General features: G+C 60.8%; 9 protein-coding genes. 5 read left to right on the top strand and 4 right to left on the bottom strand.

What is annotated here, in order from left to right; translation table 11 throughout:
- Positions 1-61: 61 nt before the first annotated feature.
- On the bottom strand, positions 62-2,473 hold the full coding sequence (locus ACVWXD_RS19195; protein WP_032891870.1) for a glucose/quinate/shikimate family membrane-bound PQQ-dependent dehydrogenase: 2,412 nt from the start codon (positions 2,471-2,473) through the stop codon (positions 62-64).
- 445 nt (positions 2,474-2,918) lie between these two features.
- Entirely contained in the window at positions 2,919-4,937 is a 2,019-nt protein-coding gene (locus ACVWXD_RS19190; protein ID WP_181642767.1) for a TonB-dependent receptor, read from the bottom strand.
- 150 nt (positions 4,938-5,087) lie between these two features.
- Here ACVWXD_RS19190 and ACVWXD_RS19185 point away from each other — a divergent pair, with 150 nt between their 5' ends.
- Together ACVWXD_RS19185 and ACVWXD_RS19180 are read left to right on the top strand one after the other, a co-directional pair.
- Positions 5,088-5,321 carry a VF530 family protein gene (locus tag ACVWXD_RS19185; protein ID WP_016977534.1) on the top strand — a complete coding sequence of 78 codons (234 nt, stop codon included), beginning with the start codon at positions 5,088-5,090 and terminating at the stop codon, positions 5,319-5,321.
- Between the two features lie 4 nt (positions 5,322-5,325).
- The gene (locus ACVWXD_RS19180) at positions 5,326-5,949 is read left to right on the top strand and encodes a Pr6Pr family membrane protein (RefSeq protein WP_032891866.1); all 624 of its coding nucleotides are present in this window, start codon (positions 5,326-5,328) and stop codon (positions 5,947-5,949) included.
- 1 nt (position 5,950) lies between these two features.
- On the opposite strand, the gene ACVWXD_RS19175 is transcribed toward ACVWXD_RS19180, so the two are convergent.
- A complete protein-coding gene (locus tag ACVWXD_RS19175; RefSeq protein WP_181642766.1) occupies positions 5,951-6,718 on the bottom strand; it encodes a siderophore-interacting protein in 768 nt (255 codons plus the stop codon).
- Positions 6,715-7,254, bottom strand: a complete 540-nt coding sequence (locus ACVWXD_RS19170) for a PadR family transcriptional regulator (RefSeq protein WP_032891863.1) — start codon at positions 7,252-7,254, stop codon at positions 6,715-6,717. The genes ACVWXD_RS19175 and ACVWXD_RS19170 overlap by 4 nt, the downstream gene beginning before the upstream one ends.
- A gap of 495 nt (positions 7,255-7,749) precedes the next feature.
- Here ACVWXD_RS19170 and ACVWXD_RS19165 point away from each other — a divergent pair, with 495 nt between their 5' ends.
- The 3 genes from ACVWXD_RS19165 (at position 7,750) to ACVWXD_RS19155 (ending at position 12,145) form a co-directional block, all read left to right on the top strand.
- A complete protein-coding gene (locus ACVWXD_RS19165) occupies positions 7,750-8,250 on the top strand; it encodes a CS1 type fimbrial major subunit (RefSeq protein ID WP_032891862.1) in 501 nt (166 codons plus the stop codon).
- Positions 8,251-8,369: 119 nt separating this feature from the next.
- Positions 8,370-10,895: a CS1-pili formation C-terminal domain-containing protein gene (locus ACVWXD_RS19160; RefSeq protein ID WP_457371255.1), complete on the top strand. Its 2,526-nt coding sequence runs from the start codon at positions 8,370-8,372 to the stop codon at positions 10,893-10,895.
- Positions 10,896-10,900: 5 nt separating this feature from the next.
- Positions 10,901-12,145, top strand: coding sequence for a hypothetical protein (locus ACVWXD_RS19155; protein ID WP_457371254.1), 1,245 nt, complete (start codon positions 10,901-10,903; stop codon positions 12,143-12,145).
- The last annotated feature ends 34 nt before the right edge of the window (positions 12,146-12,179 follow it).

Here is a 12,179-nt window from a genome sequence, read left to right as displayed (position 1 = left end):
TGTTTATGAAAAAGGCGGCTACCTGTGAGGGTAGCCGCCTTTGTTTTGCCGCCGGTAACGCTTAATCCGGCAGTTTGAACGCCATTACGTAGTCACCCTGTTTGGTACCCAGGGAACCATGACCACCCGCCACGACCAGCACGTACTGCTTGCCGTCCTTGCCGGTGTAGGTCATCGGTGTGGTTTGCGCACCCGCTGGCAGGCGGCCTTCCCACAGTTGCTTGCCGTTTTTCACGTCATACGCACGCAGGTACTGGTCGAGGGTACCGCTGAGGAAGGACACGCCACCGGCGGTGGTGAAGGTGCCGCCCAGGCTAGGTACGCCCATGCTCAGTGGGATCGGAACCGGCGAGCTGTCGCGCACGGTGCCGTTCTTGTGCATCCAGATGGTTTTGTGGGTGGTCAGGTCGACCGCTGCCACATAACCCCACGCCGGTGCCTGGCACGGCAGGCCCATTGGCGACAGCATCGCTTCCAGGATCACGCCGTACGGCGCGCCTTTGTTCGGCTGCACGCCTTCGGTTTCGCTGACGCGTGGACCTTGCTTGGCGATGTCGGCAGCTGGGATCAGCTTGGACTTGAACGCCATGTAGCTTGGGTTCACGAAGGCGATCTGGCGCACTGGATCGACAGAAATGCCACCCCAGTCGAACACGCCGAAGTTACCTGGGTAAACGATCGAGCCTTGCAGCGATGGCGGGGTGAACGGACCGTCGTAGCGCATGGATTTGAAATCGATGCGGCACAGCAGTTGGTCGAACGGCGTCACGCCCCACATGTCGCGCTCTTTGAGCGGCGGCGGCATGAAGTTCAGTTCGGACTTCGGTTGGGTAGGGGAGGTACGGTCGCCCGCCACTGCGCCCTGCGGAACAGCCACTTCATGGATCGGCACGACCGGCTGACCGGTTGCGCGATCCAGCACGTAGATGCTGCCTTGCTTGGTCGACGCCATGACGGCCTGCTTCACGCCGGCTTCGGTCTTGATGTCGATCAGCGACGGCTGGCCGCCTACGTCCATGTCCCACAGGTCATGGTGAGTGAACTGGAAGGTCCACTTCACATGGCCGCTGTCGATGTCCAGGGCGGTCAGGCCAGCGGCGTATTTTTCGGAATCGTCGGTACGGTCGCCGCCGTATTGGTCGGGCATCTGGTTGCCCATCGGCAGGTAAAGCATGCCGAGTTTTTCATCCACGGCGAACATGGACCACATGTTCGGCGAGTTACGGGTGTAAGTCTTACCCTCGGCCAACGGGGTGGTGTCGTCCGGGTTGCCGCTGTCCCAGTTCCACACCAGCTTGCCGGTGTGCACGTCGAACGCGCGGATTACGCCGCTTGGCTCGTCGACCGAAACGTTGTCGGTGACGTGACCGCCGATCACGACCAGGTTCTTGGTCACGGCCGGTGGCGAAGTGGAGTAGTAACCACCTGGGGCGAAGCTGCCGATGTTGGCGCGCAGGTCGACCTGGCCTTTGTCGCCGAAGTCTTCGCACATCTTGCCGGTGTCGGCGTTCAGGGCGATCAGACGGGTGTCGGCGGTCGGCACGAAGATGCGTTTCGGGCAGGCATTCGGCGCAGCGGCCGGGCTGGCGCTGCCGGTTGGGCTCTGCTCGGAAGCGTAGACGGCGTCATCGTGATACGACACGCCACGGCAGGTCATGTGCGCCCAACCTTTGAAGTTCTCAGCGCCTTGGCTGCTGATCTTCGGATCGAAGCGCCAGATTTCCTTACCGGTGTCCGGGTCCAGGGCAATCACTTGGCTGTGCGGTGTGCACACGTAGAGCATGCCGTTGACTTTCAGCGGGGTGTTTTCCGCGGTGGTCTCGCCTGGATCGTTCGGGCCAGGGATGTCGCCGGTGCGGTACGTCCACGCCGGAACCAGCTTGTGGGCGTTTTCCGGGGTGATCTGCGCCAGTGGCGAGTAACGATCACCAAAGGCCGAACGACCGTAGGAATTCCAATCGCCATCAGCCTGGGACGGCGCAGCATTGGCCATGCCCGGCACCGCGTCGCGGTCCAGTTGGCCTTTGATCTCACCGGGGTTGGTGAATTGGCTGGCAAGGGCGGCAGCGCCGGCCAACACCACGGCCACGCTCAGCGCGCCAGTGCCCAGCGGGGCAGGTTGGCCACGCAGCAACGGACGGCGAAACCACGGGAGCAACATGACGATGCCGAGGGCGAACAGCAGTGCCAGACGTGGCACCAACTGCCACCAGTCCAGGCCGACTTCCCACAATGCCCACACGGTACTGGCGAACAGCACCAGCGCGTACAGGCCAAGCGCTGCGCGGCGGGTAGCCAGCAGCAGGACGCCGGTGAGGGCGATGCCGATACCGGCCAGCAGGTAATACAGCGACCCGCCGAGCATCGTCAGCTTAATACCGCCGGCCAGCAGGGCCAGGCCCATGATCAGCAGCAAGACGCCTAGCAACCTGGGCAGCAGGCGGCTTGGGCTTGAAGCACCATCAGTGCTCATAGTGTGTTTCTCCGTGACGTTGGAATAATTGTGTAACCCCGTGCTTCACTCACTGTAGATGACGATTCGGCACAGGCTTGGTTCAGCGTTAATTCGGTTTTTCTGAGGATTGCGAGGGTTATCCACAGGCGCGCGATTTATACCCAGGCGCAGGTCGGTGTAAGACAGCGCTGTCTTGGTGTGTGGGAATATTCAGCAAGATGGGGTCGACCGGGGAGTGAAACGTTTCAGGTTATTGCCGACAAGGATAAAGCGCGGACGCGTCGAGAGAAAGCGCAAATCGCAAGATGCATCATTTCCGATTTGGTAACAGTGACAGAACGTCGCTGCACAATAAGTGTGGGAGAAGGCTTGCTCCCGATGGCGGTGGATCAGACACCGTTGGGTTATCTGACCGATTGCCATCGGGAGCAAGCCCCCTCCCACAAGGGGTTAGCGGTGTGCGTCAGAAGGTGGTGCGGATGCCGAACTGCACACTGCGACCGGGTGCCGGTGCGATGTCCCGCAGAATCGAGCTGGCATAACGCACAGTCTGGTTGGTCAGGTTTTCACCGTTCACAAACGCCAACCACTGGCTGCCACCGACATTGAAGTGATAACCCGCGCTCGCGCCCAATGTGGTGTAACCGTCGGTGCCGCTTTCGTTATCCGGAACACGGCCTTGGCCTGCCGCGTGTTCCACGTCAATGCGTGCCTGCCAGCGGTCGAGTTCCCACAGTAATCCGCTGTTCAAACGCAGCGGCGCAATGCGCGGCAAGGCGTCGCCGGTGTCGAGGTTGGTGGCGCGGGTATAGTCGCCCGACAGCTCCAAGGCGAATTTGCCGTAGGCGCCTTCGCCGAGCTTGATGTGATCTTGAGCTTCAAAGCCGGCGAAACGTGCACGCACGCCGGAATATTCGTACTCAGGAATGCCATTCGCGTCTTCTTCACCTTCGTCGTTCAGGGTACGACCCGTGCCGAGCAAGCCGATGTAGTTGGAGAAGCGGCTGTAGAACACACCGAAGCTGCCCTTATGCGTGCCATTGTCAAAGCGCAGGGCCAGGTCGCTGGACACGGCTTTTTCTTTCTTCAGGTTGGCATCGCCCAGTTCGTAGGTGCCGGTGGCGACGTGGGCGCCATTGGCGTACAGCTCGTAGAAGGTCGGCGCACGTTCTGTGTAGCCCAGAGTCGCCGCCAGGGACCAGATCGGCGTCAGCGTATACACCGCACCCGAGGACAGGCTGCCGGCGGTGAAATCGTTGGTTTTGTCGGCGCCGGCAAAGCGCGCGTTGCCCTTGGCATCCGGCTCGACGCTGGTGTGTTCCAGGCGTCCGCCAAGGCTGAGTGTGAGGCGCTCGGTGGCCTGCATTTCTTCGAGGATAAACAGCGCGCCGGCGTTGGTGTCGGTCTGCGGTACGAAGGCTTCTTCGCCCAGGGCCGAGAACTCGTTGCGGGTCACTTGGGCGCCGACCACGCCATCGAACGGGCCGATGGGCTGGTGACGCGCTTCGACGCGGGCTTCATAGCCTTTGTTCTTGAAGATCGTACCGGTTTCGCCGCCTTCGATTTCGCGGTGCTCGTAGTCGGTGTAGCCCGCGTCGAGTTTCACCGAGGTAAATGGGCCTTGCAGGTTGCGGATCTCGGACGCAAAGGCGTAGTGATCCTGCTTCATGCGGATGCGCACGTCCTGTTCGGCCGGCGAGCCGTAGTTGGCGTCGTAGCTGCTGTAGGACAGCCCGGCGTAACCGTCGTCCCACGTGTAGGAACCGCCCACCGCGCCACCGTCCTGACGTCCGTCGCTGTTGCCCAGGCGACCGTTTTTGCCGGGTCCGTCTTCGCTTTCCGGTGCATGGCGGCTGCGGGCCTGGCCGGGGATTTTCAGGTCGTTGAATTCCCGTGCGTTGGCGTCCAGGTGCAGGGCGAACGTGCCGTTGCCGGCTTCGAGTTTGCCCGCGCTGCTGCGTGTAGTGTCGGCGCCGCCATAACGCAGTTCACCGGCGCCGTGGATGCCTTCAATGGCTTCGGTGGGGATGCGGTTGTCGAAGGTGTTGACCACGCCACCGATGGCGCTGCCGCCGTACAGCAATGCAGCGGGGCCGCGCACGATCTCGATGCGTTCGACGTTGACCGGGTCCAGCGGCACCGCATGGTCATAAGACAGCGACGACGCGTCCAGGGCGCCCACGCCGTTGCGCAAGATACGAATACGATCGCCGTCCTGGCCACGGATGATTGGCCGGCTGGCGCCTGGACCAAAGTACGAAGACGACACACCCGGCTGCTTGTTCAGTGTTTCGCCAAGGCTGCCTTTTTGTTGCAGGGTCAGGTCATCGCCTTCCAGCACGGTGGTCGGTGAAGCGAGTTGCTCGCTGCCCAGCGGGTTGCCGGTGATGACTTGGGGTTGCAACTCCAGGGCGTGGGCTTCGGAGCTGATCAGCAGGGCGGCGGCAAGCGGGGTCAAGCGCCACAGAGAAGAGAGGGACATCGGACATTCCTTGGCAAAACGACGAAAAGATTTGAAAGTTATAGTTACAATATAACATCTCTTTTTCGCGAGCCACGGGAACTTTTTATCCCTGAGCGGAGGGGGTGATAAGGTGTGCGCCTTCGTGATTACTTTTTTCATAGGCCTGGCATGACCGCGACAAGCAACGACCCCCTTCACGGTGTAACCCTGCAGCACGTCCTCACCACCTTGGTGGAGCACTACGAATGGGAAGGCCTGGCCGAGCGCATTGATGTGCGGTGTTTCAAGAGCGACCCGAGTATCAAGTCGAGCCTGACGTTCCTGCGCAAGACGCCGTGGGCGCGGGAGAAAGTCGAAGGGTTGTACGTAAAGCTGATGCGCACCAAACGTCCGCTGGATTGAATCCATGAAGCGGTTTATAGCGGCGACAGCACTGGCCGGTTGGGTGGGGTTGGCGATTCAGCAATACCTGATTTTCTATTCGCGCTGGTCCAGCGGCGCAAGCTTGCTGGGCGGGCTGATCAACTTTTTCAGTTTCTTCACTGTGCTCACCAACACCCTGGCGGTGGTGGTGTTGAGCTATGCCTTGGTCCAACGGGACTCGGCGGCGAAGCGGTTTTTTCTCAGGCCGGCGATCAGCAGCGGTATCACGGTGAGCATCTTGGTAGTGGGCTTGGCCTACAGCCTGTTGCTGCGGCATTTATGGCAGCCCGAAGGCTTTCAGTTGATCGCCGATGAACTGCTGCATGACGTGATGCCGGTGCTGTTTTTGATTTACTGGTGGCGGTGCGTGCCCAAGGGCAGCCTTCGCCTCAAGCACATCGGCGCGTGGATGATTTACCCGCTGGTGTACTTCGCTTATGCGCTGCTGCGCGGGGATTTGCTCGGGCAGTATCAGTACCCGTTCATCGATGTGGCCACCCTTGGTTATCCACAAGTGTTCGTGAATGCCGGAGGGATTTTGGCGGGGTTTGTGCTGATCGCGTTGGCGGTGGTGGGGCTGGATAAAGTTATCAAGCCCCGACCTTGATTCACGCTTCTTCACTGCCCTCGGCGCGCCAGTAGCCGACGGCCTTAAGGAACGTTTCATCGACCTTGTGCGTATCCAGCAGCACCCGGCGTACCTGGCGCGACACTTTGGTTTCGGTCGCGACGAAGCTGTACAGCGAGCCGCTCGGCAGCGTCAGGTTCTGCACGGTTTCCAGCAGATCATCCTGGCCGCGAATGACCCAGATCACCTCGACATCGGCCTGACTGTGCAGGACCTGTTTCTCTGCGGTATTCGCGATCTCGATCACCGCCAGCACCTTTCGCCCGGCCGGCAGTTCTTCCAGGCGACGACCGATGGCCGGCAGCGCGGTTTCGTCGCCGATCAGCAGGTAGCTGTCGAACATATCCGGCACGATCATCGAGCCCCGTGGCCCGCCGATGTACAGGTGCTGACCCACCTTGGCCTGCTCGGCCCAGGTGGAGGCGGGGCCGTCTCCGTGCAGCACGAAGTCGATGTCCAATTCGCCAATGTTCAGGTCAAAACGCCGTGGCGTGTAGTCGCGCATGGCCGGCTGCGGGCCGTCTCCCTTGATGCTGAACGTCGGGCTTTCCAGCGCCGCTTGCTCGGCGGCATTCTGCGGGAACAGCAGCTTGATGTGATCGTCGCTGCCCAGGCTGACAAAGCCCGCCAGTTCCGGCCCGCCCAGGGTGATGCGGCGCATGCGCGGAGTGATGTCGACCACGCGCAGTACGTCGAGGCGGCGGCGTTTGATTTCGTGGGTCACGCGGTGAATGGCTTGTGTATTCATTGGGCTTTCCCGTCGGCAATGGCTTGGGCGGTGCCGTTGAGCAGCGCCGCGACACGAACGATTTCTTCCGGGCTCCAATGCCCGTGGTGCGAATGCAAGGCGTGACGCAGGTTGTGCACCGCCTCGTGGATTTCCGGCGGGCGATCCTGGCCGCGCAGCGAGCGCTTGCTCACCTCCATGCGCTGGCGAATGCCGTCGAGCGCCACCGCCTGTTCGCTTAAGAAGAGACGACCGGCGTCGGTGATTGTGTAGCGTTTTTTTCCAGCGTCGGCGTCACCGCTGATCAATTCGCTCTCTTCGAGGAAGGTCAATGTGGGGTAGATCACCCCGGGGCTCGGGCTGTAGGCGCCGTCGAACAGGGCTTCGATCTTGCGGATCAGGTCGTAGCCGTGGCAGGGCTGTTCGGCAATCAATGCCGGCAGCAGCAACTTCAAATCACCCGGGGCGAATACCCGTGGGCCGCGGCCGGCACGTTCGCGGCCTGGACGTTTCTCGAAGCCGTCACCGGGTTCACGGTGGGAATGATGGTCTCTCATTGTCATGCTCTCCTTGTGTGGATAAGACATAACGTAAGATATATCTTAATGGATGCATAGCCACAGACGACCAACGGTCAGTGTGGCCTATCGCACATTGCAAGCATTTGGATTGACTTATTAGTGGTGCGGCGATCCAACTAAGATTAGAGTTGGAACTCGTACTTTCAAAGAGTCTTTTATAACTTCTGTTTTTTTATGTGTGGTGTTTTTCCTACGGAATATTCACAACGAACGTTGTTGAATAATTCATGTAGTCCATGTCTTACGGAGAAAATTAAAGTTTTGGCAAAGTGCCATATTTTTCTGTATTTGCCCGTATACATTGGCTACGAAGGCATGGGAAGCAGCCTGCATACCTGTTTTTAAAGTTAGTGGATCATTCCTCTCGCGTTGCACTCACTTACGTCTCGCTGCAGCGGACCTCATTGTGTGTTGAATTCACTGTTCAACTTTCAATGGGGCACTAACTTGTCCTCAAAACAGGAACTCATCATGTTCAAGAAGTTTGCAATTGCTGCTCCATTGGCCTTTCTGGCATTGAACGCCTCGACGGCCTTCGCTGCCGGCGAAGCCAACCACACCGTCAACATCAAGGCGAATATCCCTACCACGGTGTTCCACGCGCAGCCACGTGATCCGAACTTCGGCCGCGACGAAACCCTGACCTACAACATCGTCAGCGGTGAGCTGGCGCCGTTGAGCGCTATCTACGACCTGAAGAACACCAGTGGTTCGGTCCACGCCTACATCGAAGGCGGCCCGGCTGTTCTGTTCAACGGCAACGTCGCGCAGAACATCCCGCTGACCACCACCCTGCACGGCGTTGAACTGACCGGCACGCCAAAAGAAGTGGTGAACGAAGCCGACTCCACCCCGGGCGTGGGAGCTGAACTGCGCATCGTGGCAGCCAAGCCTACGGCCACCCAGCGTGGTGCCTACACCTCCGCTGTGGCGCTGGTGTTCGATGCGGTGCCGCCAACGCCAGCACCTTAATGGTGTAGGTGCTCGCCGGGCTTTCTTGCCCGCGGGCATTTGCGTTCGGGCCGGCCGATTTTCCCCCATTGGTCGGCCTGTTTTTTATCAAGTCTCCTGGCCCTCAGAGAGTTCCTTTCATGTTCCCGATGACGCCCATCGCGGTTGCGCTTGCGCTTGCGCTAGTGATTTGTACGAGTGCCTTGGCCGCACCCACGCCAGGCACCGTCACGCCTGGCAGTTTGTTGACCCAGGCTCAGGGTTTGCCTGCCGGGTTCGGCGACCATTTTTTCGACGTACCGCTGGCGGTACAGGTCGAACTGGATCAGCAACCCCTGGGGGAAGCCTTGATTGTGCTGTCCCAGGACGAACGGGTGACGCTGCTGGAGTTCACCGATACCGGCGACAGCAAAGTCCCCGCCACCACCCGCGACACCTGGCAAGCCTTGCTGGAGAGCGGCGTCGGCCTTGGCGCATGCACCCAGGCGTGCCCGCAGCAACTGGTGTCAGTGCACTACAACCTGGAAAACTCACTGCTGTCGATCATCACCCAGAACGTCGAACACACCAGCGACGCACCGCGTTTTCACGCGCAGCCCGAAGGCGGTAGCCGTGGCTTGATCATCAACAACCAGCTCAACCTTAACGGCGGCCAGGAAGAAAACCTGGGCGGACGTTATGGTTTGCAAGCCAGTGCCAGCCTGGGCAATTGGACCCAGGTGTTCAACTTGCAGCTGGCGCGCCAGAGTGGCGACGAAGAACAACTGCGCCATGCAATCCATGAGCTGTATACCCAGCGAGAACTGGAAGGCCAGTTTTTGCGCCTGGGCCATTTCACCCCCAATTCCGACGGCCTTACCCGGCAGTTGCGCAGCTTTGGCGCCAGCCCGGATACCGCGTTAGGCGTCATGTACGGCAGCTCCGACAGCCTGGCGATCAACAATGCCAAGGCCAGCGTTTACCCGATCTACGTCACCGCCAATCGCCAGGCCGCCGTGGAGATTTACCGCAACGGTCTGCTGATCAACACCCAGGCGGTCGCGGCCGGTTTGCAAACCCTGGACACGCGGCCGTTGCCCGGCGGCATCTACGAAGTCGAAGTGCGCCTGGTGGAAGACGGCCTCACCGTCAGCACCTCCCAAGAGCTGGTGTACAAACCCAGCAACTGGCGCAACGTCGATGACCGCTGGCGCTACAACCTGTTTGCCGGACGCGAAACCAAGCTGTTCAGCAACTGGGATGAACAGTCTTCCGGCTCGATCACCGCGGGTGCCTCGGTCAATTACCTGGTGCATCCCCGGGTGATTCTCGGCCTGTCGGCGCGGGAAGTGCGTGAGCAACTGCAATACGGCGGTTCGGTGGACTGGACGGTGGCCAACAACACCAGCCTCTACACCAACCTCTACCAGACCCGCGAACACGGCACCGGCCTGGACGTTCAGGGCCTCTACACGTTTGGCGCCACCAACCTGGTGCTCAGCCATAACCGCAGTTGGCTCGACACCCGCGACACCTTCGAGACCCTGCCCGACGGCACCCGCCTGCGGCGCAACACCTTTGTTGGCCAGACCAGTAACTCGGCACTCTCGGTGAACCACCGGGTCGACGCGCGCAATTCCTGGAACCTGCGCCTGTCCCACAGCGAGGGCAATGCCGAAGGCGCCGGGCTCGACCTGGGCTGGAGCCGCCGCGACACCTTGTGGGGCAGCGACGCCAACTGGCGTTTCTCGGTGTTCGACCGACCGGGCACGTCCGGCACCAACGACAAGCGCAACCGCGGCGTGGACCTCTCTGTGAGCCTGGCCCTGGGCGGAGATGGCCGGCAGATTTCCGGCAGCATCGGCACCCGCACCGCGCGGGACGGCGGTCGCGACAACAATGCGTCGGTCACCGTTCGCCAGGACCTCACCGACCACCTGCTGCAAAGCGTCTCGGCCACCGCCATCACCGACACCTATGGCGTCGGGTTCTCGGGCATGGCCAGTTTCGATAGTGATGTGGTCAGCGGCGACGGCTTCATCCAACGCAGCTCGTTCAACGGCGACCTCAGCGGCGGCCTGAACCTGCACAGCACCTTCGTTGCCGGTGGCGACCAGATGCTGATGACCAGCCAGTACCAGAGCAATGGCGCGGGCATGATCGTCGACGTCGAAACCGATCTGGATGAGATCACCCTGCGTGCCGACGACTTCAGCGGCGGCGGCGCCATCCTGCGTCCTGGGCGCAACTTCGTACCGGTGGCGGCCTACAAGAGCAGCACGGTGAACTTCGACTTCGACGGCAACCATCCACCGGCGGCCAATATCCAGCCGGCGCGGACCACCTACCACCTGAACAAGGGCGGGGTGGACTACCGGAAAATCACCGTCATGAAAACCGTGTCGGTACTCGGGCGCCTGCTCGATGCCCAGGGCCAGCCGCTCAGGGGCCATCACGTGATCAACCACGCCAGCCGTGGGGTCAGCGAGGCCGACGGGTTCTTCTCCATGGAAATGAGCGCCAGCTCGCCAACCCTCGAAGTGCGCTACCGCAACCAATTGCTGTGCCAGTTCCGCCTGGACCCGGCCACCTCCGCCAATGAACAGGACGTGTTGATGATCGGTGACCTGCGCTGCACGCCGGACACCCTCGCCGAACACATATCCAGCACCCAGACCGCAGGTTGAGTGCCATGACGAGAACACTCACGATGAAACCCTTCAACACCTTGATCATGGCCATGGGCGCGTCGCTGTTGTTCAGCGCCAGCGCCTCACTGGCGGACGAGAACATCACCGCGCGGTTCCGGCCTGACCCGGCCAACCCGATGAAGAATGACTTCGAAAACACCACGCCGATCAGTTCGATCTGTGCGGCGCATATTCCGTCCCAATGCAAGGCGTTAGGTATTTTCAGTCTGCGGGATAACGACTTTTCCGCGCTTTCCAATCAGCCAATCCTGGCTAACCATGAAGATGAGCGCAGAGGTTTCATGGTCAAGGTGCCGTCCGACTGGCGCGATCTTCATGTGACCCACGCCGCCACTGGCGAAACGGAAACGGTGCAACTACGGATCGCCGGCATCGGTTCGCTGTGGCATGTCCCTCGACCACCGGGTGTATCCGCTTGGGCTATACCGGGAGCTACTTGGCAGAGTCGATGGACGAATGCGCCCAGCCCCTGTCAGCGTACCGGCCACATTGCAGCGGGGGTCAACTTCGCCTCCTATTTCTGGCTGACACCGGAAGGGGCAGGCCCCTGTAGTCGCCAACCATCTGTTGACCTTAGTTATCTGAGGTTCAACACCATGGAATACGCCTACGAACTCAAGACGCCCAACCCATTAACCATGTCCGGCGGCCAATACTACGGCAGCATCACCTACACCATGGGCCCTGGCGGCGATTATGACTTTGGCGACGTCATGGTCCCGAATAAAAACGCCATCACGTTCAACTTCACCCTGAGCGTGGAGCACGACCTCAAAGTCGACCTCCCACCCGGCGGCAACCGCATCGAACTGATCCCCGACGGCGGCTGGCAAGCCTGGCTCAACCGTGGACGCTCGCCCACGCGGCTGTACCGCGACCAGACCTTCCGCATCGCCGCCAGTTCGCGTTTCAAGATGCAGTTGGAGTGCTCGATCGTCATGGGCAACACCTGCGGCCTGCGCAATGCCAATGGCGATGAGGTGCCGTTGCAGGTCGCCGTGACGCTGCCCAGCGGCATCGATGGGCGCGGTAACCAGGCCGTACTCAAGCGCCCGTTGCGCCTGGACGGTGAAGGCACCGAACTGTTCCAGCCGCTGTTCTACGTGAACGACCGCCCGGGCACCTTGCACTTCGAGGTGTTGCGCGACGACATGGCCGACATGCTCAACCAGCCGGGCAGTACCTATTCGGGCGTGGCGACCGTGATCTGGGACTCGGAAATTTAGATCGGCCCCACTCCAACGGCGGGCCAGGCCCGTC

Source organism: Pseudomonas sp. TE3911 (genome assembly GCF_054062775.1).
Note: the sequence above shows the minus strand (reverse complement) of the source record. Positions and strands in the feature narration are given on the sequence as shown.

Excerpts from the sequence above, each read along its gene's own strand:
- ACVWXD_RS19180 (WP_032891866.1), top strand. The coding sequence starts at position 5,326 with ATGAAGCGGTTTATAGCGGCGACAGCACTGGCCGGTTGGGTGGGGTTG.
- ACVWXD_RS19165 (WP_032891862.1), top strand. The coding sequence starts at position 7,750 with ATGTTCAAGAAGTTTGCAATTGCTGCTCCATTGGCCTTTCTGGCATTG.
- ACVWXD_RS19175 (WP_181642766.1), bottom strand. The coding sequence starts at position 6,718 with ATGAATACACAAGCCATTCACCGCGTGACCCACGAAATCAAACGCCGC.
- ACVWXD_RS19195 (WP_032891870.1), bottom strand. The coding sequence starts at position 2,473 with ATGAGCACTGATGGTGCTTCAAGCCCAAGCCGCCTGCTGCCCAGGTTG.
- ACVWXD_RS19185 (WP_016977534.1), top strand. The coding sequence starts at position 5,088 with ATGACCGCGACAAGCAACGACCCCCTTCACGGTGTAACCCTGCAGCAC.
- ACVWXD_RS19170 (WP_032891863.1), bottom strand. The coding sequence starts at position 7,254 with ATGAGAGACCATCATTCCCACCGTGAACCCGGTGACGGCTTCGAGAAA.
- ACVWXD_RS19155 (WP_457371254.1), top strand. The coding sequence starts at position 10,901 with ATGACGAGAACACTCACGATGAAACCCTTCAACACCTTGATCATGGCC.
- ACVWXD_RS19190 (WP_181642767.1), bottom strand. The coding sequence starts at position 4,937 with ATGTCCCTCTCTTCTCTGTGGCGCTTGACCCCGCTTGCCGCCGCCCTG.
- ACVWXD_RS19160 (WP_457371255.1), top strand. The coding sequence starts at position 8,370 with ATGTTCCCGATGACGCCCATCGCGGTTGCGCTTGCGCTTGCGCTAGTG.